The organism is Micromonospora alfalfae (assembly GCF_022230925.1).
GTDB lineage: Bacteria > Actinomycetota > Actinomycetes > Mycobacteriales > Micromonosporaceae > Micromonospora > Micromonospora alfalfae.
In genome coordinates, this window is record NZ_JAKKFH010000063.1 from 57,092 (window position 1) to 78,141 (window position 21,050).

At 70.5% G+C, this 21,050-nt stretch carries 19 protein-coding genes; 12 read left to right on the plus strand and 7 right to left on the minus strand.

Annotated elements, in window-relative coordinates; translation table 11 throughout:
- Positions 1-40 precede the first annotated feature (40 nt).
- Positions 41-2,359 (minus strand): right-handed parallel beta-helix repeat-containing protein, encoded by a 2,319-nt coding sequence (locus MED01_RS34830; RefSeq protein ID WP_238672761.1) that lies wholly within the window; start codon positions 2,357-2,359, stop codon positions 41-43.
- Positions 2,360-2,531: 172 nt separating this feature from the next.
- On the opposite strand from MED01_RS34830, the gene purB reads away from it, so the two are divergent.
- Positions 2,532-3,956: an adenylosuccinate lyase gene (gene purB / locus MED01_RS34835; RefSeq protein WP_238672762.1), complete on the plus strand. Its 1,425-nt coding sequence runs from the start codon at positions 2,532-2,534 to the stop codon at positions 3,954-3,956.
- Between the two features lie 134 nt (positions 3,957-4,090).
- On the opposite strand, the gene MED01_RS34840 is transcribed toward purB, so the two are convergent.
- Entirely contained in the window at positions 4,091-4,654 is a 564-nt protein-coding gene (locus MED01_RS34840; RefSeq protein ID WP_238672763.1) for a YbjQ family protein, read from the minus strand.
- A gap of 23 nt (positions 4,655-4,677) precedes the next feature.
- On the minus strand, positions 4,678-5,361 hold the full coding sequence (locus MED01_RS34845; RefSeq protein ID WP_238672764.1) for a S1 family peptidase: 684 nt from the start codon (positions 5,359-5,361) through the stop codon (positions 4,678-4,680).
- A gap of 358 nt (positions 5,362-5,719) precedes the next feature.
- Between MED01_RS34845 and purS the strand changes: the two genes are divergently transcribed.
- The 4 genes from purS to MED01_RS34865 all read left to right on the plus strand — a co-directional run bounded on the left by purS (position 5,720) and on the right by MED01_RS34865 (position 10,160).
- Positions 5,720-5,983, plus strand: a complete 264-nt coding sequence (gene purS / locus MED01_RS34850) for a phosphoribosylformylglycinamidine synthase subunit PurS (protein ID WP_030491392.1) — start codon at positions 5,720-5,722, stop codon at positions 5,981-5,983.
- A complete protein-coding gene (gene purQ, locus MED01_RS34855) occupies positions 5,980-6,663 on the plus strand; it encodes a phosphoribosylformylglycinamidine synthase subunit PurQ (RefSeq protein ID WP_091396055.1) in 684 nt (227 codons plus the stop codon). Before purS ends, purQ begins: the two co-directional genes overlap by 4 nt.
- A gap of 67 nt (positions 6,664-6,730) precedes the next feature.
- Positions 6,731-9,400, plus strand: coding sequence for a phosphoribosylformylglycinamidine synthase subunit PurL (gene purL, locus MED01_RS34860; RefSeq protein WP_238672765.1), 2,670 nt, complete (start codon positions 6,731-6,733; stop codon positions 9,398-9,400).
- A 4-nt stretch (positions 9,401-9,404) separates the two neighbouring features.
- Entirely contained in the window at positions 9,405-10,160 is a 756-nt protein-coding gene (locus MED01_RS34865) for a 2-phosphosulfolactate phosphatase (RefSeq protein ID WP_238672883.1), read from the plus strand.
- A 255-nt stretch (positions 10,161-10,415) separates the two neighbouring features.
- Here the strand turns inward: MED01_RS34865 and MED01_RS34870 are convergent, their stop codons facing one another.
- Entirely contained in the window at positions 10,416-12,470 is a 2,055-nt protein-coding gene (locus tag MED01_RS34870; protein WP_238672766.1) for a hypothetical protein, read from the minus strand.
- A gap of 161 nt (positions 12,471-12,631) precedes the next feature.
- On the opposite strand from MED01_RS34870, the gene MED01_RS34875 reads away from it, so the two are divergent.
- The 5 genes from MED01_RS34875 to amcA all read left to right on the plus strand — a co-directional run bounded on the left by MED01_RS34875 (position 12,632) and on the right by amcA (position 17,334).
- The gene (locus MED01_RS34875) at positions 12,632-12,985 is read left to right on the plus strand and encodes a sterol carrier family protein (RefSeq protein ID WP_238672767.1); all 354 of its coding nucleotides are present in this window, start codon (positions 12,632-12,634) and stop codon (positions 12,983-12,985) included.
- A gap of 168 nt (positions 12,986-13,153) precedes the next feature.
- Positions 13,154-14,692 (plus strand): amidophosphoribosyltransferase, encoded by a 1,539-nt coding sequence (gene purF, locus MED01_RS34880; RefSeq protein WP_091396045.1) that lies wholly within the window; start codon positions 13,154-13,156, stop codon positions 14,690-14,692.
- Positions 14,693-14,749: 57 nt separating this feature from the next.
- Positions 14,750-15,904, plus strand: coding sequence for a phosphoribosylformylglycinamidine cyclo-ligase (purM, locus tag MED01_RS34885; RefSeq protein ID WP_238672768.1), 1,155 nt, complete (start codon positions 14,750-14,752; stop codon positions 15,902-15,904).
- A 130-nt stretch (positions 15,905-16,034) separates the two neighbouring features.
- Complete coding sequence (amcB, locus tag MED01_RS34890) at positions 16,035-17,138, plus strand: cyclophane-forming radical SAM peptide maturase AmcB (protein WP_308193596.1); 1,104 nt, start codon at positions 16,035-16,037, stop codon at positions 17,136-17,138.
- Positions 17,107-17,334: a multiple cyclophane-containing RiPP AmcA gene (gene amcA / locus MED01_RS34895; protein WP_238672770.1), complete on the plus strand. Its 228-nt coding sequence runs from the start codon at positions 17,107-17,109 to the stop codon at positions 17,332-17,334. The genes amcB and amcA overlap by 32 nt, the downstream gene beginning before the upstream one ends.
- A 135-nt stretch (positions 17,335-17,469) precedes the next feature.
- Here the strand turns inward: amcA and MED01_RS34900 are convergent, their stop codons facing one another.
- Positions 17,470-17,685, minus strand: a complete 216-nt coding sequence (locus MED01_RS34900) for a DUF3073 domain-containing protein (protein ID WP_030332207.1) — start codon at positions 17,683-17,685, stop codon at positions 17,470-17,472.
- A 302-nt stretch (positions 17,686-17,987) separates the two neighbouring features.
- On the minus strand, positions 17,988-19,070 hold the full coding sequence (locus MED01_RS34905) for a Glu/Leu/Phe/Val family dehydrogenase (RefSeq protein WP_112677510.1): 1,083 nt from the start codon (positions 19,068-19,070) through the stop codon (positions 17,988-17,990).
- Positions 19,071-19,263: 193 nt separating this feature from the next.
- On the opposite strand from MED01_RS34905, the gene MED01_RS34910 reads away from it, so the two are divergent.
- Together MED01_RS34910 and MED01_RS34915 are read left to right on the plus strand one after the other, a co-directional pair.
- Complete coding sequence (locus tag MED01_RS34910) at positions 19,264-20,103, plus strand: DUF8083 family protein (RefSeq protein ID WP_124853509.1); 840 nt, start codon at positions 19,264-19,266, stop codon at positions 20,101-20,103.
- A gap of 250 nt (positions 20,104-20,353) precedes the next feature.
- On the plus strand, positions 20,354-20,563 hold the full coding sequence (locus tag MED01_RS34915; protein ID WP_007073996.1) for a BldC family transcriptional regulator: 210 nt from the start codon (positions 20,354-20,356) through the stop codon (positions 20,561-20,563).
- A gap of 89 nt (positions 20,564-20,652) precedes the next feature.
- On the opposite strand, the gene MED01_RS34920 is transcribed toward MED01_RS34915, so the two are convergent.
- On the minus strand, positions 20,653-21,042 hold the full coding sequence (locus MED01_RS34920) for a PPOX class F420-dependent oxidoreductase (protein ID WP_238672771.1): 390 nt from the start codon (positions 21,040-21,042) through the stop codon (positions 20,653-20,655).
- Positions 21,043-21,050: the final 8 nt, after the last annotated feature.

Consider the following 21,050-nt stretch of genomic DNA (forward strand, 5'->3'; position numbering starts at 1 on the left):
GGACCCGAGGGTCTGGCGGGCGTCGAGGTGGTGAGGCGGCTCAGCCGAGGGTGAACTTCTCCCAGGTGCTGACGACCGGGCCGTTGGCGATCAGTGGCTTGCTGCCCGCGCCGTCGGCGCTGACGTACTTGTTGTTGATGCCGGCCTTGAAGCTGACAGTGCCGTCGCTGTTGCGGACCAGGGTGAACCGCTCCCAGGTGCTGACGGCCGGGCCGTTCGCGATCAGCGGCTTGGCGCCTGCGCCGTCGGCGGACACGAAACGGCTGTTGGCGCGGGCGAAGAGAGCAACCTGGCCGTTGCCGAGGTCGGCGAAGTCGAACCGCTCCCAGCTACCGGCGGTCGCCGCGCTCGCGATCAGCGGCTTCACACCGGCACCGTCGGCTATCACGAAACGACCGTTCACGCTGGCCTTCAACGACCTGTTCGCGTCGGCGACCGGGACCTGGGCGAACTTCTCCGAGGCACCGATGGTGGACCGGCTGGCGCTCATCGAGACGGTGCCGCTGGCGTCGGCGGTGACGTACAGGTTGTTGCTCGCCTTGAGGCTGACGGTGCCGTCGCTGTTGCGGACGACTGTGAACTTCTCGGTGGTGCCGACCACCTGGCCCGCGGCGTTCAGGGACTCGTTGGCCGACTGGGTGACGTAGCGGCCGTTGGCCCGCGCGACGAGGGCCACCTGGCCGTTGCCGGCGTCTGCCAGGTCGTACTGCGCGGCGGCGGTAAGCCCGGCCTGGTTCGGCAGCAGAACCGGCGCGGACGTACCCACGTAGCGACGGTTCGACATCGCGAGCAGGCCCACGGACGCGGTCCGCCGCAACACGCTGACCTGCTCGGTGCTGCTGCCGCTCAGGCCGTCGGTTCCGATGGGGCTGACGGTGACGTTGTAGGTGCCCGGCGTGGCGTACTTGTGCGTGGCGATCGGACTGGAGTGGCGGGTGGAGATTCCGTCGCCCCAGCTGACGTCGTAATCACGGATCGGGACGAAGCCCGGCGTCGAGGCGGAGGCGTCCACCCTGACCGTGCTCGTGGCGAGGTCCACTGTGGCGTCGAAGGAGGACACCGGGTGTTTGATGGATTCGGCAGCGCCACGGTCGGCGTACGCGATCGGGCCGGCGCCGGTGTTCGCCACAGCCGGATCGTCCCGGCGTGGCTTGCCCTCGGTGTCGAGATCCTGGTAGCCGGGCGCCGTCGAGTTCGCCGAGTCGACATTCTCCCGGACATCCGACGTGTACCGGTCGTGTGCGGCCTGCCCGGAGACGGTGCGGAACTGGGCGAGGCCCATCCTGGTTCCGTTCCACGAGTAGCCGGTCGCGGACGCGGACTGGTGCCAGGTGTTGTTGTAATCGATCACGGTGCCGCTCAGCGCGGCGTCGTAGACCCCGATCTCGGCTCCCTCGGGAGCCTGCGGGTCGCAGTAGCCCTGGTTGAAGGCGGCGTTGTTGCGGAGCACGCTGTTCTGCACCGAGACCTGCGACGATGCGCCGTCGACCCGGATGCCGCCCAGGCAGCGGTCCTGGATCTCGTTGTTGGCGATGGCAGTGCCCACGGCGCCGCGGTTGTGGATGCCGTATCCGATCCCGCCCTTGATCCGGTTGTTGGCGATCACCGTCCCGGCGGCGGCAGGGCCCACCGAGATGGCAGCTTCGGAGAAGCCGGCGACGTCGCCGTCGATGATCGTGTTCTGTGGCCCGTCGACTCGAATGCCCACGCCGCCATCGGCTGCGACGTGTTTCGGGTCGGTCGACACCAGTGAGTCCTCGACGAGCACCTCGCTGGTGGCCGCATCCATGGCCAGGCCGCCGGCAAGCGCCGTCCCGCTGGCGATGAGTTGTTCCAGCGCCGCCACCCGCACATTGGCGAGTCGGATGGCGGGCGCGGTCGCGACGTTCGCCATCGTGAATGTGCCGCCCGAGATCAGGATGTTCGAGGCGTTACGCAGATCGAGGGCGGGCACGTCGGTTGACCCGCTGACATTGATGTTCTCAATCTGGATGTCGTGCTGGCCGTCGATGACCAGGCCCGCGTTCGGGCCGACGAGCGTCACCGGTGTGCGGGTGTTCCAGGCGCTGAAGGCGATCCGCGCCTCTGGTACGCCGGAGCTGGTGACGGTGACGCGCTCGGCGTAGGTGCCGCCTTCGATATAAACCGCCCCGGGGGCGGTCACCACGGCGGCTGCGGCACCGATCGTGCAGAACGGCGTGTCGTCGGAGCCGGGCCCCTGGTCGGAGCAGTTCGGGTCGGCCTGCTTGACGTACAGAAGCATCACAGGGTCGTCTGCCTGGGCGGGTGCGCCGGTGGCCAGGAGGGTGCCGCTGGTCACCGCGATCGCGGTGAGGCCGGCGAGGGATCTTCTACGCATGCAAGCCCTTTGTGAAATGGGATTCGGCTTCGCCGGAGATCAGATGGAGACCATGATCCGATACCGGCTGGTAGCTGTGCCGCCCCGGGCGACAAAACGGCCACTCGGCCCCACCGGCACCCGCCCTGGCCTGCCGGCCGCACGGGCCGCCGGGTAGGAGAGAATGAGGCACGTGACGACGATCCCCAACGTGCTGGCCAACCGGTACGCCTCGCCCGAACTGGTCGCCCTCTGGTCCCCGGAGGAGAAGGTCCGGATGGAGCGGCGGCTCTGGCTCGCCGTTCTCCGCGCTCAGCGCGACCTGGGCGTGCCGGTGCCGGACGGCGTGGTCGAGGCGTACGAGCGGGTGCTCGACCAGGTCGACCTCGCCTCGATCGCCGAGCGGGAGCGGGTCACCCGGCACGACGTGAAGGCCCGGATCGAGGAGTTCAGCGCGCTCGCCGGGCACGAGCACGTGCACAAGGGGATGACCTCCCGGGACCTGACCGAGAACGTCGAGCAGCTCCAGGTGCGCGCCTCGCTGGAGCTGATCCGCGACCGGGTGGTGGCCACCCTGGCCCGGTTGGCCTGGCTGGCCCACGAGCACTCCGAGCTGGTCATGACCGGCCGTTCGCACAACGTGGCGGCGCAGGCCACCACGCTGGGCAAGCGCTTCGCGTCAGCGGCGGAGGAGCTGCTGATCGCGTACGAGCGGCTGGAGGAGCTGATCGCCCGCTACCCGCTGCGGGGGATCAAGGGACCGGTCGGCACGGCCGCCGACCAGCTCGACCTCTTCGACGGCGACGCCGACAAGGTGGCCGAGTTGGAGCGACGGGTCGCCGAGCACCTGGGCTTCTCCCGGGTGCTGGACAGCGTCGGGCAGGTCTACCCGCGCTCGCTCGACTTCGACGTGCTGGCCGCGCTGGCCCAGACCGCCGCCGCGCCGTCGTCGCTGGCCACCACGATCCGGTTGATGGTCGGTCAGGAGTTGGCGACCGAGGGCTTCAAGCCGGGCCAGGTGGGTTCCAGCGCGATGCCGCACAAGATGAACACCCGTTCCTCGGAGCGGGTCAACGGCTTCGCCGTGATCATCCGGGGTTACCTGTCGATGGTTGGCGAGTTGGCCGGTGACCAGTGGAACGAGGGGGACGTGTCCTGCTCGGTGGTCCGCCGGGTGGCACTGCCGGACGCGTTCTTCGCCGCCGACGGGCTGTTCCAGACGTTCCTCACAGTGCTCGACGAGTTCGGCGCGTACCCGGCAGTGATCAACCGGGAGCTGGAGCGCTTCCTGCCGTTCCTGGCCACCACGAAGATCCTGGTCGCGGCGGTCCGGCGGGGCGTCGGCCGGGAGGTCGCCCACGAGGTGATCAAGGAGCACGCGGTGGCTGTGGCCCTGGCGATGCGCGAGAAGGGCTCACCGGAGAACGACCTCTTCGACCGCCTGGCGGCGGACGGCCGACTCGGCCTGTCCCGCGCCGACATCGACACCCTGGTCGCCGACCGCAACGCCTTCGTGGGCGCCGCCCAAGCTCAGGTGGCAGCGGTGACCCGCCGCATCACGGCAGTGGTGGAAGCCCACCCCTACGCCGCCACCTACAGCCCACCCCCCATCCTCTAACCCCCCGTTCCCGCCCCCTGCCCCCCACCTCTCCGCGTTGATCATGAAGTTATTGCCCTACGCGCCGGCGTGTCGTGGCAAGAACTTCATGATCAACGGGGTGAGAGGGGCCGGGGCAGGGGTCAGGGGCCGGGCTATTCGCCGGTTGGGGTTTCGGCGGCGGTTCTCAGGTTGGGGGCGCTGGCGGGTTCGGCGATGCCGCCGAGCGACTCGGCGAAGCCTGCGGGTTCCGCGGTTCCCGCTGCGACAGCCGGCTGGTCGGCTGGCATGACCTCGGGCATCTTGGGTACGGCGACCACTGCCGTCCCGTACGCGCAGATCTCCATCCACATCTCGCCACAGTCCCGGCTGTCGAACCGCATGCCGATCACCGCGTTCGCGCCGAGCCGCAGGGCCTCCTCGCCGAGGCGGGCCACCGAGTCGGTGCGCCAGCGGGTCAGGTTGTCCGGGGCCATCGGGTCGTACGCGCCACCGCGCAGGTTCTTCACACCCTCGCGGTACGGGTTGCGCGTCCTGGCCATCGATGACACCACCTCACCGAGAATCTGGCGGATCTCGTAGCCGGGCAGTTGCTCTGTCGTCACGACCAGCACGTTTCCGATGCTGTCAGGAGTGGCGCGACCCGATCGTGTGCATTGTTCACCTGATCGGATGCTGCAAAACGACGCGGCGCGGACGGCCGGCACGTGGCCGACCATCCGCGCCGAGCGGGCGCTAACCGTCAGACACCGGCCACCGAGGTGATCCAGGCCCGGTTGTACGCAACGCTGCCGTAGTTCTGGATGCTCGAGCCGTCGGCGGTGGAGGCGACGCCGACCTGCTGACCGTTGTAGAACTGCGGGCCGCCGGAGTCACCGCGCCAGGCGTTGCCGTTGATCCGGCTGCTGCGGATCGCCTGGCCGCCGTACGCGTCGGTGGCGCTGTTGCTGGTCACCCGGACGGTGGCGGTCTTCAGTTGGGTGGACGCCGAGCAGCCGCTGTAGCAGGTCATGCCCCAGCCGTAGATCGAGTTCGTCGAGTTGATCGGCGGGTTGCTGCTGGCCAGGCTCACCGCGGAGGTGCTGACGGTGCTGGAGAGCCGCATGAGCGCGAGGTCGTTGCGGGTGTAGGTGGCGCTGACCGTGCGGGTCACCCCGCCGGAGGTGCGGTTCACGCTTCCGACGCGCACCGACATGGTGCCGCTGATGCAGTGCCGGGCGGTGAGCACCCACTGCGCGGCGATGACGCTGCCGGAGCAGGTGAACGAGCCGTTGCTGAGCACCGCGGCGGCCCAGGGCGCGGACGAGACGGTGCCGCCGCCGATGATGGGTTGCGGTCCGGCGGGGGCGGCGGACGCGGCGGACGTGACGCCGAGGGCGCCGACCAGCGCGGTGCTGAGGACGGCGAGCAGGGGGCGGATGCGCATCGGGTGGACTCCTTGGACGGGGCGGGCCCGGGGTCGCCGGGTGCGGATGGGGCCGGGCGGCGGGGGTTCCCGAAGCCGGCAGTATCGACCTACGTCGATGTAGAGTAGGGCGCGACGCGATCGTTATCAAGGAGGTCATCGAGGTTGCCCAATGTAACGATTCGGCCACCCGCTGCGCCGTATATGTCCTGCTAGGGCCACCTGTCGCGCCTGACAGGTCCGACTGAGCGTCAGTAATGTCGATCACTGCCTGAACTGCACCCGGCCGGTGCGTCCGCGGCGATATCTGCCAGGTACGCTGGCTGCGCTCGCCCATTGTGGGTCGGCACCCAACTGCGTACACAGTCAGGAGTGCCCAGTGCCTCGCGTCGTCGTCGACGTCATGCTCAAGCCCGAGATCCTTGATCCGCAGGGCCAGGCCGTCGCAAACGCGCTGCCCCGGCTCGGCGTCGGTGACGTCGCCTCGGTTCGGATCGGCAGGCGGATCGAGATCGAGTTCACCGGTGAACCGGACCTGGACCGCGCTCGGGAGATTGCCGACAAACTGCTCGCCAACCCGGTCATCGAGGACTTCACCGTCCGCCTGGTCGAGGCCGACGAGACCGCGGACGCCCGCTCGTGACCGCCCGGGTCGGTGTTGTCACCTTCCCCGGCTCGCTCGACGACGGGGACGCGGCCCGGGCCGTCCGGATCGCCGGTGCTGAGCCGGTCCGGCTCTGGCACGGCGACCCGGAGCTGCACGGTGTCGACGCGGTCGTCCTGCCCGGAGGCTTCTCCTACGGTGACTACCTGCGGTGCGGTGCCATCGCCCGGTTCGCCCCGGTGATGGAGACGATCGTGGACGCCGCCCGGGGTGGTCTGCCGGTGCTCGGCATCTGCAACGGCTTCCAGATCCTCTGCGAGGCGCACCTGCTGCCCGGCGCGCTCACCCGCAACCAGCACCTGCACTTCCGCAACCGGGACCAGGTCCTGCGCATCGAGTCGGCCGGGACGGCGTGGACCAACGCGTTCCAGCCCGGCCAGGAGGTGCTCATCCCGGTCAAGAACGGCGAGGGCTGCTACGTCGCGGACACCGCGACGCTGGACCAGCTCGAAGCCGAAGGTCGGGTGGTCGCGCGCTACGTCGGCGGCAACCCCAACGGGTCCCAGCGCGACATCGCCGCGATCACCAACGCCGCCGGCAACGTGGTCGGCATCATGCCGCACCCCGAGCACGCGGTGGAGGCGCTCACCGGCCCTTCGCTGGACGGCCTCGGCTTCTTCACGTCGGTCCTCAAGCACCTGGTGGGGGCGCCGGCATGACCGGCGGCACGATCATCGGTCAGCTCAACCGCCGGCCTGGCGGGCACGAGCGCAGCGAGGAGAGGTCATGACCACCCATCCGGACCCGGTACGGGACACACCGGAGGCGTACTCCGCCCCGGCGCAGCCGGCCGAGCCGAGCGCGGGGCAGCCGGTCGCACCGGCAACCGCTCCCGCCCAGCCGGCCGCCGCCGTCTGGACCGAGGGCGTGGACACGGTGCCGCGCGCCGGTGGCACCCCAGGCGAGCTTCAGCCGTACACCGAGCTGGGCCTGCGCGACGACGAGTACGACAGGATCCGGCAGATCCTCGGCCGCCGGCCCACGCAGTCCGAGCTGGCCATGTATTCGATCATGTGGAGCGAGCACTGCTCCTACAAGTCGAGCAAGGTGCACCTGCGCCAGTTCGGCGAGAAGGCCCCGCACAGCGACCGGCTGCTTGCCGGCATCGGTGAGAACGCCGGTGTCGTGCAGGTCTCCGACGAGCTGGCGGTGACCTTCAAGGTCGAGTCGCACAACCACCCGAGCTTCGTCGAGCCGTACCAGGGCGCGGCGACCGGCGTCGGCGGCATCGTCCGGGACATCCTCGCCATGGGTGCCCGCCCGGTCGCGGTGATGGACCCGCTGCGCTTCGGTGCCGCGGACCACCCGGACACCGCCCGGGTGCTCACCGGGGTGGTCGCCGGCGTGGGCGGCTACGGCAACTGCCTCGGCCTGCCCAACATCGGTGGAGAGTTGGTCTTCGACCCCTCCTACCAGGGCAACCCGCTGCTCAACGCGCTCTGCCTGGGCGTGCTGCCGGTCAACCGGTTGCAGAACAAGGCCGCCGCCGGCCCGGGCAACGTTGTCGTCCTGATGGGCGCCAAGACCGGCCGGGACGGCATCGGTGGCGTGTCGGTGTTGGCCAGCGCCACCTTCGACGAGGGCAGCGAGGCGCGCCGACCCGCCGTGCAGGTCGGCGACCCGTTCACCGAGAAGCTGCTGATCGAGGCGTGCCTGGAGCTGTACGACGGCCAACTGGTGGTCGGCATCCAGGACCTCGGTGGCGCCGGTCTGACCTGCGCGCTCACCGAGACCGCCGCCGCTGCCAGCACCGGCATGCGGGTCTGGCTGGAGCGGGTGCCACTGCGGGAGCCCTCGATGGACCCGCACGAGATCCTGGCCAGCGAGTCGCAGGAACGGATGCTGCTGGTCGTCGAGCCGGACAAGCTCGACGCGGTGCTCAAGACCTGTGAGAAGTGGGGCGTCCTCGCCACCGCGATCGGTGAGGTCACCGCACCGGAGCCGGACGGCAGCCCGGGTCGACTGCTGATCACCTGGCAGGACCACCTGGTCGTCGACGTGCCACCGGGGTCGCTCGTCGACGACGGTCCGGTCTACGCCCGGCCGATGCGTGAGCCGGCCGACCTGATCCTGCTCCAGGCCGACCGGGCCGAGACGCTGCCCCGCCCGGCAGACCCGGAGGCGCTGCGGGAGACCGTGCTGCGCATGATCGCGTCGCCCAACCTGGCCGACAAGACCTGGGTCACCGAGCAGTACGACCGCTACGTGCTGGGCAACACGGTGCTCGCCCAGCCGGAGGACGGCGGTGTGATCCGGATCGACGAGCGGACCGGTCTCGGTGTGGCGCTGTCGGTGGACGGCAACGGCCGGTACGCCAGGCTCGACCCGTACAACGGCACCAAGCTGGCCCTGGCCGAGGCGTACCGGAACGTCGCGGTGACCGGCGCGAAGCCGATCGCCGTGACCAACTGCCTCAACTTCGGCTCGCCGGAGGACCCGGGCGTGATGTGGCAGTTCGCCGAGGCCGTGCGTGGCCTGGCGGACGGCTGCCTGGAGCTGGGCATCCCGGTGACCGGCGGCAACGTCAGCTTCTACAACCAGACCGGTGCCGCGGCGATCCACCCGACCCCGGTGGTCGGTGTGCTGGGCGTGCTGGACAACGTCGCCGACCGGGTGCCGATGGGCTTCGTGCCGCGCGCCGGTGGCGACCACGACCAGCTCTACCTGCTCGGCGAGACGAACGTTGAGCTGTCCGGCTCGGAGTGGGCCTGGGTGACGCACGAGCACCTCGGTGGCATTCCGCCGCAGGTCGACCTTCTCCGGGAGAAGGCACTCGCCGAACTGCTGGCCGAGGCGGCCCGCGTCGGTCACCTCAGCTCGGCACACGACCTCTCCGACGGCGGCCTCGCCCAGAGCCTGGTCGAGGCCTGCCTGCGTCGCGGCGTCGGTGCGCGGGTCGCCGTGCCGGAGCAGTTCACCGAGGGCTCGATGCCGTTCGTCTACCTGTTCAGCGAGTCCGCCACCCGGGCGCTGGTCTCGGTGCCGCGCGGTCACGACAAGGCGTTCGCGGCGCTCTGCGCCGAGCGGGGCGTGCCGTTCGAGCTGATCGGCGTCACCGACCCGTCCGGTGGGGCGCTCGAGGTGCACGGCCAGTTCCGGATCGGCCTGGACGAGCTGCGCACCGTGCACACCGAGACGTTGCCGCGCCTCTTCGGAGGCTCGGCGGCCGTCGAGGTGCCCGCGCCGGCTGCCGGTGTGGCGGGTGCGGTCGAGGCCGTTCCGCTGCCGGTCGCGCAGGCTGAGCCGGTCGACGCGGCGGCGGTGGTCTCCGAGCCGATCGCTTCTTCGGGCCCTTCCCCGGAGACCGGCGCTGTCGAGCCGGTCGGGTCGGAGCAGCCCGGCGAGGCGTCCGAGTCTGACTCCGGTGTCACCGAGCCTTCGCCCGACGAGCGCTGAGGCGTTGACGGCCGCCGTCTACGGCCAACCCGGATCGGGTGCCCGGTTCGACTGGGGGCTGACCGGGGCGGCCGAGCTCGGCCGGGTCTGCGCGGCGCTGGTGGTGGTGGACGTTCTCTCGTTCACCACCGCCGTGGAGGTGGCCGTCGCCCGGGGGATGCGGGTGCACCCGTTCCCCTGGGGTGAGCAGGCCGCCGAGTACGCCGTCCGGGTCGGTGCGACAGCTGCGGTCGGGCGGCGGCAGACGACAGCTGAACATCCGTGGTCGCTGTCGCCCGCCGCGCTGAGCAGCGCACCAGTGGTGGCGGACCTCGTGCTGCCCTCCCCGAACGGCTCAGCCATCAGCGCCGCCGCCAGCGCCACCGGCCTGCCGGTGGTCGCGGCGTGCCTGCGCAACGCACGCGCCGTCGGGCGTTGGCTGCGCCGCCAGGGGTACGGCACGCTGGACACCCCGATCGGCGTGATCGCCTCAGGGGAGCGTTGGCCGGACGGGTCACTGCGCCCGTCGGTGGAGGACCAACTCGGCGCCGCCTCGGTGCTGGACGCCCTCTCCGGTGTGCCGGGTGGGCTGTCGGTGGAGGCGGCCATGGCGCTCGCCGCGCTGGCCAGCACCCCGGATCTGCCCGCCGCGGTGCGCGGCAGCGTCTCCGGACGGGAGTTGACCGAGAGCGGCTTCGCCGCGGACGTGGACGTCGCCGTCCGGATCGGCGTGTCGGACGTTGTGCCGGTGCTCCACCAGGGCATCTTCTCCGCCGCCTGACCGAGGGGCCCCGGTCGCCCGTCCACACCAGCTACGCCTGCCGCCCGCCCTTGCCTGCTGCCGGCCATGATTCACTCGCGTTTCCGAAAATCGGGGTGTCCGGGTCCGTGGGATACCCCGACTCCCTGAAACGCGAGTGGATCTTGGCGCAGGTTGGGCGCTGAGCAGGGTCGCTCCTGGGACGGCGTCTGTCCTGCCACGACGAAACGGCCACCCGAATCTCCGGGTGGCCGTTTCTCCTGTGCTGTGGTGGGGTCAGTCGTCCAACCAGTCGAGGCGGCGACCGCCGCGCTCCGTCGGTGGCGGCGGCGGTGGGGTGTCCGGTCGGTTCCGCCCAGCGGGCTGGCCGTAGCCGCCCTGGTCGTAGGCCCGGTCGTCGTAGCCGCCGCGCTGCTGCGGAGGCTCCTGGCCGTAGTTGCCGCCCTGGTCGTAGCCGCCGGCGGGCTGGCCGTAGCCGCCCTGGTCGTAGCCCCGGTCGTCGTAGCCGCCGCGCTGCTGCGGAGGCTCCTGGCCGTAGTTGCCGCCCTGGTCGTAGCCGCCGGCCGGTTGACCGTAGCCGCCCTGGTCGTACCCGCCAGCCTCCGGAGCGCCGTACCCGGCGGTCGGCTCGGCGGCGCGGCCGCCGTACGGGGCGGCATCGGGCTGGCCGTACCCCTGCCCCTGCTCCGGCTGGTAGACGCCTGTGGCGTACGGGTCGGCCGGGGCCGGGTACTGGGTGCTGTCGCCGGTGTACCGGCCGGTGGGCTCGTCGAACCGCTCGCCGTAACCGGCTGCGCCAGCGGGAGCCGGCGGGTAGGCGGCGGTGCCGCCCGGGGCGTCGTAATCACGACCGCCGTAGCCGCCACCGGAGGCCGGAGCGTTGCCGTAGCCGCCACCGGAGGCCGGAGCGTTGCCGTAGCCACCAGCGGGCGCTGGTGCGCCGCCGTAGCCGGCACCGGAACCAGGCGCGGCACCGTAGCCGTCACCGGCCGCGCCGTACCCGCCCTCGGGGCCGGCCGGAGCGCCGTAGCCGCCACCGGAAGCGGGGGCGTTGCCGTAACCGCCGGCACCGTATCCACCCGGCGCTGGCTCCTCGCCGTAGCCGGCGCCGCCCCAGCCCTGCTGACCTGCGCCGCCGTACGCCTGGGCAGGCGCGCCGTACGGGTCCGGCGGAACGTCGTCGACCACCGGTCGGTGCATCATCGTCGGGGCCTCGCTCAGCGCCGCGCCGCCGACCATCGTCGGGTCCGCTCCACCGCCGGGACGACCGCCGACCACCCGGGTCTGGTCGTCGGGACCGCGGAACCCGCCGCGCGAGGGCGGCACCACTCCGCCGCCACCGGCACCTGCCGGAGCGTCGTCGTCGTCGCCGTTCTCCCTGCGCTTCATCCAGAGCAGCACGATCGTGCCGACTCCGGCGGCGACCAGGAGACCACCGAGCAGGATGATGATGTACGAGCTCATGCCGCCGCCGTCGTCGGTGTTCGCGGCGTTCGCCGGAGCGCCCTGGCTGGCCTCCTCGGTGGGCTCCTCCTCGGTGCCCTCCTCGGTCGCCTCCTCGGTCGCGGTGGCCTCGGGAGTGGGGGACGGGGTGGCGCTGGGGGTCGCCTCGGCCTTGATCGCGAGGCTGAGCCGCTGCCCGGTGATCGCCTGTCCTGCGCTGGCGTTCAAGGACTTGAACGCCTTGATGTTGTCGAACGACGCGCCCAGGTCGATCCGGCCGGGTGCGATCGGCTTCTCGGTGGTGCCGGTGAAGCGGAAGTCGCCGCTGCCGTTGCTGGTGGCGTCGTAGCGGTGACCGGCGGTGTCCTGGAGAACCACGAAAGCATTCGGTACGGCCTTGCCGTCCGACTGCCCGACCACCTTGCCGGAGACCGACCGCACGGTCTGGTTCTGCGGCGGCGGCGGAGCGGCCTTGCCCTTCACCGTCAGCGAGACGGTGGCGGTGTCCGGGCCCGACTCGGCCTCGACGGCCACCGTGATGGTCGCGGTCGCGTCGCCGGCGTTGTCGTTCGCCGCGATCCTGACCAGCGCCGACCCTGTCGGGTTGCCCAGGCCGCCACCGGAGAGTTTGACATCGCCGCAACCACTGGCGCAGCTGACGCCGGACGGCAGGCCGGCGAGGCTGACCTTCGCCGACTCGTCGTTGTTACCCCCAGTGACGCGCACTGTGATTGTGGCGTCGCTGCCGGCGTTTACTGTGACCGAGCCGGGGGAAACGCTGACATCTGCGGCCATGGCTGGTGTGGCGGGGACGGCGAGCAGAGCGCCGGCAACCAGCGCTACGACCACACCGGCCCGCTGCTTCCAGGCACGTCGGTGTGTTGACACGTCCACCGCCTTCCGGGCTGACTTCCCTCTGACCGGCGGGGCGCCGGGCCGGGGATCATCACGGTACGAATACGCCGTCGGCAACTATGCCTTGTCCGACTGCATGAGCGCGACCCAGGGCCAGCGTCGCGTGTCTGGCCTGGGGGTCGTATCGTCCCGTCGTGTCCTCTCCGCACAGTAAGTCCGCTGCCGTTGCGGCCGCGTTGTCGGCGCTCGACGAGGGGCGTACACCCGAACGGCCGGTGTTCCGAGAGGCGGTCCGGTCGTTGTTGGCCGTCCTCGCGGAGCGCGCCCCCGGCCGATCGGTGGAGGTGCGCGTTCCACCATACGGGGCTATCCAGTGCGTACCGGGGCCTCGACACACCAGGGGAAATCCACCAAACGTGGTCGAGATGGCCCCGAACACCTGGTTGGAGCTGGCAACCGGCAGGGTTGCCTGGGCGGAGGCGGTCACCGACGGTCGCGTCCAGATGAGTGGCAACCGCGCGGACCTCTCGGCGTATCTGCCCCTCTAGTCGTCCCGTTGTCCCACTCGCCGTGACGCTGAGCAGGGTAATCGTGACTTTCTGTATTGACGCCGATTCGCGTACACTGTCAGGCGATGACAGTGGTCCCGGCAGAGGAGAGTGGATCCGCCCGTGATCCCCGCCCGGCCGGTCCAGACCAGCATGAGGGAGCGGTAGGTGCCCCGAGGCGACGGCCGGCTGAGCCACGACCTTGACCCCCAACGACCTGGCCCCCAGGATGCCTGCGGCGTCTTCGGCGTCTGGGCCCCCGGCGAAGAGGTTGCCAATCTGACCTACTTCGGTCTCTACGCCCTGCAGCACCGCGGCCAGGAGGCGGCGGGCATCGCGGTGAGCGATGGCTCCGGCGTGGTGGTCTACAAGGACCTCGGCCTGGTGGCGCAGGTCTTCGACGAGCCCACCCTGGCGAGCCTGCGCGGTCACCTGGCGATCGGGCACGCCCGATACTCCACCACCGGCGCGTCCAACTGGGAGAACGCCCAGCCGACGATCCGGTCGACCACCTCCGGCACGACCATCGCGTTGGCCCACAACGGCAACCTGGTCAACACTGCCGAGCTGGAGAAGGAGGTCGCCGAGCGCGGCCTCATCGCGGACGGTTCGACAAACGACACCTCCCTGGTGACGATGCTGCTGGCCAGCCGACCGGATCTGTCGGTCGAGGCCGCCGCGCTGGAGGTGCTGCCGCAGCTGCGCGGCGCGTTCAGCTTCGTCTTCATGGACGAGTCGACGCTGTACGCGGCCCGCGATCCGCACGGTGTCCGCCCGCTGGTGCTCGGCCGCCTGGAGCGCGGCTGGGTGGTGGCCAGCGAGACGGCGGCCCTGGACATCGTCGGCGCCAGCGTGGTGCGCGAGGTTGAGCCGGGCGAGCTGATCGCCATCGACGAGAACGGGCTGCGCTCCACCCGGTTCGCCGCGCCGGAGCCGAAGGGCTGCCTTTTCGAGTACGTCTACATCGCCCGCCCGGATGCCACCATCGCCGGGCGCAACGTCCACTCGGCGCGGGTGCAGATCGGCCGGCAGTTGGCCAAGGAGCACCCGGTCGAGGCCGACCTGGTGATCCCGGTGCCCGAGTCGGGCACGCCAGCCGCCATCGGGTACGCGGAGGCGTCCGGCATCACGTACGGCGCCGGCCTGATGAAGAACCCGTACGTGGGTCGCACCTTCATCCAGCCGTCGCAGACCCTGCGTCAGCTCGGCATCCGGCTCAAGCTCAACCCGCTGCGGGAGAACGTCCGCGGCAAGCGGTTGGTGGTGGTCGACGATTCGATCGTGCGCGGCAACACCCAGCGCGCCATCGTGCGGATGCTGCGCGAGGCGGGGGCGCTGGAGGTGCACGTCCGGATCTCCTCCCCACCGGTCAGCTGGCCGTGCTTCTACGGCATCGACTTCGCCACCCGGGCGGAGCTGCTGGCCAACGGGTTGGACAACGACGGCATCCGGCGCTCCATCGGCGCCGACACGCTGGGCTTCGTTTCCCTTCCCGGCCTGATCGCCGCGACCGAGCAGCCGAAGACCAGGTTGTGTCGGGCGTGTTTCGATGGGGAGTACCCGATCGAGTTGCCAGCTGGCAACCTGATCGGCAAGCACGTGCTCGAAGGGGTGGGTCGACGCGTCGCCAACTCGGCGCCGGAGGCCCCGCACACCAACGGCTCGTCCGTCGCCACTCCGGGTGGCGTTACCGCAAACCGCCCGTAGCACCAACCGGCGCGGCCCGGCTACCGCCGGCGGCACCGAGAACCAAAGGGGAGAACCGTGACGCACGTGTCCGAGCGCAGCGGCGCAGGAAGCAGCCCGACCGGCGCCGGCGGTGACCGGCAGCCGTGGACGGGCGGTGCTGGCCGCCAGGCGCGCAAACGCTCGGTCTCGTACGCCGACGCCGGTGTCTCCATCGACGCGGGTGACCGCGCTGTGGAGCTGCTCAAGTCGAAGGTGCGGCAGACCCGCCGTCCCGAGGTGCTCGGTGACCTCGGTGGCTTCGCGGGCCTGTTCCGGCTGGACACGAAGAAGTACAAGAGCCCGATCCTGGCGTCCTCCACGGACGGGGTGGGCACCAAGCTGGTGATCGCCCAGCAGATGGACATTCACGACACGGTCGGCATCGACCTCGTCGCGATGGTCGTCGACGACCTGGTGGCGTGCGGCGCCGAGCCGCTGTTCCTGCTCGACTACATCGCCACCGGCGAGGTCGTGCCGGACAAGGTCGCCGAGATCGGCGCGGGCATCGCCGACGGCTGCCGCTACGCCGGCTGCGCGCTGCTGGGCGGGGAGACCGCCGAGCACCCCGGCGTCCTGCGTCCGGACGAGTACGACATCTCCGCGACCGGCGTGGGCGTGGTCGAGGAAGCCGACATCCTGAGCCCCGAGCGGGTCGAGGTGGGCGACGTGGTGATCGCCATGCGCTCCTCGGGCCTGCACTCCAACGGGTACTCGCTGGTCCGGCACGTGCTGCTGGGCGCGGCCCGGATGCGTCTGGACATCGTGATCGACGACTTCGGTCGGCAGCGGACCCTCGGCGAGGAGCTGCTCACGCCGACCAAGATCTACGCCAAGGACTGCCTCAAGCTGATCGCCGAGGCCGAGGTGCGGGCGCTGTCCCACATCACCGGTGGCGGCATCCCCGGGAACCTGGTCCGGGTGCTGCCCGAGAACGTCGACGCGGTTGTCAACCGGTCCACCTGGAAGCCGCAGCCGATCTTCGACCTGATCCAGACGAAGGGTCGGATCGACGACCACGACATGGAGTCGACCTTCAACATGGGCGTCGGCATGTTCGCGATCGTCTCGGCCGAGGACGCCGACCGGGCGCTGGCCACCCTGACCGGCCGTGGCGTCGAGGCCTGGCAGGCCGGCGAGATCATCGAGGGCACCGGAAACGTGCAGATGGTTGGTCAGCACACCCGAGGCTGATCACCCTCCGGTGATCGTACGGGCACCTGATCAGGGCTTCACCCGAGTGGCCAATGCCGCCTAGCCTGAAGGGCACCCTCAGGCTAGGCGGAGGAGGGCGATGGCTGCTCGGGGACAGTCGTTCAGCGGGATGCGCGGTCTGGCCGCCGTCCCGTCGTACGTCGTGATGCAGCCCACCACCCTCTGCAACCTCGACTGCGCGTACTGCTACCTGCCGTTTCGGGCTGCGGATCGCCGGATGCCGGTGGCGGTTGCCGAGGCGGTCGCGGCCGCTGTCAACCAGTGGGCGGTGAACGGTCGGTTCTCCGTGGTGTGGCATGGCGGCGAGCCCCTGGCCGCCGGTCGGGAGCACCTGGCCGATCTGATCGCCCCGTTCGGGCCAGAGGTCGAGCACCATGTGCAGACCAACGCCACCCTCATCGACGACGACTGGTGTGATTTCTTCACCCGGCACGAGATGCGGGTGAGCGTGAGCGTCGACGGGCCCCGGGCGCGCAACGGCGACCGGGTCAACCGGGGCGGTCAGCCGGCGTACGAGCGGATCCTGCGTGGCATATCGGTGCTGCGCCGGCGCGGTCTGCCCTTCTCCGCACTGGCCGTGGTGTCCCGACCTGAGCCGGGGCTCGCCACCGAGCTGTACGACTACTTCCTCGAGCTGGGCTGCGACGTGCTGGGCATCAACATCGAGGAGACCGAGGGGGTCAACACACGCGACAACCGCCACGACCCGTCGGCGGTTTCCGCGTTCTGGGCGGAGTTGGTCGGGGCGTGGCGCCGGGAGCCTCGGATTCACCTGCGCGAGATCGAGTGGTCGTTGCGCTACGCAGCGGCGGTGCTCGACAACACGGCGGACGGGGTGCTGCCCCGCCACCTGGACCCGATCCCGACGATCGGTCACGACGGATCGGTGATCGTGCTCTCCCCGGAGTTCGCCGGTTTCACCGACCCCCGCTACGGCGACTTCAGCAGCGGCAACGTGCTGACCACTCCGTTGGCGCAGATCCTCGGCAACGCGGCGGCGACGCCGTGGGTGGGGGAGTTCCTGGCCGGGGTGGAGGCGTGTCGGGCGTCCTGCCCGTACTTCGGGTTCTGCGGTGGCGGCCATGCCGCCAACCGTTACTTCGAACTGGGGCGTTTTGACGGTACGGAGACCGAGCACTGCCGCAACAGCAAGATCCGCCTATTGGAGGGAGTGTTGGAGCATGCCCGAGACCACCAGTCACCGGCGTCCTGAGCGCGAAGCGGACGACGGAGTCACCGAACGGGTGCGGGGCGCGGCTCCTGCGCTCGTCGCGCTGCTCCAGGAGGCCGAGGACGCACGGCGGCTGCGTTCGGAGGTGTCGGGCGCGGAGGGCTCCAGCGCGGTCTGCGCCTGGAACCACTTCGAGAACATCCCGACGTTCTACAACTGGAACAATCGCCCGCGCTGAGGGAGCCGTTGTCAGGGGCCTGTCGAGCGGCCGGAGTGGATCCGGTCGGGCCAGGCCCCTGATCGTCGGCGGTTGCACCGCACGGGACGTGCGTGAGCACGCGGGGGTTACCGCGTGCTCAGCTGCGTCGAGAGGTCAGCGGGTCGGACGGACCCAGGGATCCGGATCGTCGTCCGCGTGATCCTCATCATCGTCGTCGACGAACTCTTTAGAGTCGTCGTCGAAGTGGTGCTCAGACTTACCAGCACCCGCCAGTTCGCGCTGCAAAGCGGTGAGGTCGGTGTTCGGGGAGTGGTACTTCAACTCCCGCGCCACCTTAGTCTGCTTGGCCTTAGCACGGCCGCGCCCCATGGCTCGACCCCCTCGCACAGAATGCGGGGCAGCCCGAAGGCGGGCCCCGATGACGTCAGGCATCTCTCGTGGCTCTTACGGTACATGGGGATGCCATCGTTCGGCACCTCGGGTTACCGTCAGCCGGCTCTGCGCGTCGCGTCGATCCGGCCGTCACCCAGTGTACCGGGTAAGGAGCGGAACGGTTAGCACCCGTGACACCGGACAAACCGCATCAAATTTGACCCCGGCTCAGCTTACCCAGCGACGCCCGGCAGCGGGGCCCGGAGGCGGATCTCGTCGATCCGCCCCCGGGGGGACGCTCAGCGCAGGTGGATCGCGCGCAGCCGGCCGACGTCCGCCATCCGCCGCTCCGCCAGCCGGTCGGCGGCCACCGCCGGCGGCACGCCCTCAGCGTCAGCCAGGTGCAGGATCTCGCGGGTGGTGTCGTAGATCCGGGTCGCCCGCAGCTTCGCCCTGTCGAAGTTGAAGCCCTCGATCTCGTCGGCCACCTGGATGACGCCGCCCGCGTTGACCACGTAGTCAGGGGTGTAGAGGATGCCCCGGTCGGCCAGCAGCTTCTCGATGCCCGGGTGGGCGAGCTGGTTGTTTGCCGCCCCGGTGACCACCTTGGCGCGCAACGCCGGCACCGTGTCGTCGTTCAGGGCGCCGCCCAGCGCGCACGGCGCGTACACGTCGATGTCCGCGGCGACCAGCGCGCTGGCGTCGTCGACGAGGGTGACCTGCGGGTGGTTGCTGCGGACCCACGTCAGCGCCTTCGGGTTCACGTCGGTGGCGACCACCTCGGCGCCATCCTCCAGCAGGTGCCCGGTGAGGTACTTGCCGACCTTGCCCAGCCCGGCCACGCCGATCCGCCGGCCCCGCAGGCTCGGAGTGCCCCACACGTGCTCGGCCGCGGCCCGCATCCCCTGGAAGACGCCCCAGGCGGTGAGGATCGACGAGTCGCCGGCCCCGCCGTGCTCCACGCTGCGCCCGGTCACGTAGCGGGTCTCCCGGGCCACGACGTCCATGTCCGCCACGTACGTGCCGACGTCACAGGCGGTGTAGTAGCGGCCGCCCAGCGACTCCACGAAGCGGCCGTACGCGCGCAGCAGCGCCTCGCTCTTGATCTGCTCCGGGTCGCCCCAGATGACGGCCTTGCCGCCGCCCAGGTCCAGCCCGGCGAGCGCGTTCTTGTACGCCATCCCGCGGGACAGGTCCAGCACGTCGGCGAGGGCGTCGTCCTCACTCGCGTACGGGTAGAAGCGGGTGCCGCCGAGCGCCGGGCCCAGCGCGGTGGAGTAGATCCCGATGATCGCCTTCAGGCCGCTCTGCTTGTCCTGGCAGAACACGACCTGTTCGTGACCGGTCGATACCGGGTCGTCGGTGCTCGCGAATACGCCCATTGTTGGCTCCTACTGTGGTGTGCGTCCTTGTGGGACGCGGACCTGGTGGACCCCGGCGGGGATGCTGCCGGTGTGATCGAGCCTAGTATCGGCGGCCGGGCGGGCGCTCGACGCGCCGCCGCCGTCCCACGGTGCGGCGCGCGTGCTCCGGCCGCTGACCGCGTACGGGCGTGGTTCGTGGGAGGATCGCGCGGTGCCGTCGCTCTTCGCTTCTTACCTGCGCGTGTACGAACCGCTGGCCGCCTTCGATCGAGACCGGCAGAGCTACTGGCGCCGCTATGTCTCGGAGGGGCGCGCGATCGCCCCGGTCGAGGGGCCCGGTCGGCAGCGGACGGCGGTGATCGAGGCGCTGGGTGCTGGCTGGACCCGGCTGCCGGACCTGCCGGAGGAGGCGTACGTCCTGGAGACGGACGACGGCCTGCTGGTCTGCCCGTGGAACCTGCGCATCCGGGTCGCTGAGGCGGCGCTCAGCGCCCGGGACGGGGTGCCCTCGGTGCTCGCCGACGCCTTCGTGCCGCCGGTGCTCGCCGGGCAGGCCAGGGCGGTGGTGGACGACTGGCGCAGTGGCGCCCGGGTGCTGGAGCACGGGGTGCCCCGGGTGCACGAGCAGATCGCCACCTGGGGCGTACCGCTGCGGTGGTTCGTGCTCTTCGACCCGGCGGAGCGGGACCTGGTCACCCAGCCGGGCCGGCGGGCGTTGCGCTACCGCACCGAGATCTCCAAGGCTCGACGTCGCTCGTCGCGGGCGCTGTCGGTGCTGCGCAAGTCGGTGGGCGAGGCGCCGATCACGGAGGCGGTGGAGGAGGCGGCCCGCTGGCTGGAGGAGTTCCATCCGCGGTCGGTGGTCGAGCTGGACTACGGCGGTCTGGTCGACCTGCTCTCCGACGAGACGCTCGCCGCTGACGACTCGCCCGAGCTGGTCGCCAGCGGCCTCGCGGGGCTGTCACGCGGCGAGGCCGAGGAGGCGTCGGCCGCGTACGACAAGTTGGTGGCTCGGTGGCGCGCGGTGCAGCTGTTGGAGCGGTGCAACTAGGGCATATCACCCTAGGAGCGCTCCCAAGGTGAGTTGTGCTCGTAGTTGACGCATCACGAACCGTGATCATGAGTCCGAATAAGGTACTTTCTGCCGTGTAAAAGTCGTAAAAATCGGGCATGGTTCATCCGTCCGTCTAGGGACCTTCATCCGTTCGGCCCATGTCGGACATCGGGGACTAGCCGGACCATGGGAGACGCGTCGGCCGGCGGGACCCCGGCCGATGTCTATACATGTGGAGGAGTGACCGATGGCATCGCGAACGCACGAACCAGAGCCGCTACTCACGCCGGCCGAGGTGGCGTCGATGTTCCGGGTCGACCCGAAGACGGTGACCCGGTGGGCCAAGGCTGGCAAGCTCAGTGCCATTCGCACCCTGGGTGGCCACCGTCGGTACCGTGAGTCGGAGGTCAGGGCGCTCTTGCAGGGCCAGATCCCGCAACAGCGGCAGGGCGACTGAGCAGGCAACAGTTCTTCGTCAGGGGCGGTGGATCTCGATCCGCCGCCCCTTTCGTATGCCCCGCCGGGCACGACCCGGCAGCGGGTCAGTCAGCGCCGTGGCTCGGCCAACGTCACCCGGATGCCGACAGTGCCGCCCTCGCCGCGACGCAACCGGCTACCCAGCAGACTCAGCCGGCCGATCAGGCGGTACTTGTGCTTGAGCAGGTCGCGGACCCGACCGGTGTCACCGCCCCCGTAGATCGTCGCGTGAGCTTGCACCTCCGCCCCATGTGGCCGACCCCGCACGTCGCACGGCGCCACTGTCACCTCACCGTTGCGGCGGATCCGTTTCACCTTGCCCGAGTCGGCCCGCGTCCAGACCGCAAGCGCCTCCCCGTCGCGCACCGCCCAGACCGGGGTCGGCACCGCCCGACCGTCCTTGCGAAAGGTCGTGAGCAGGATGTACTTCTCGGCCGACAGCCGGTCCAGCGTGGTCACGCCGCCAG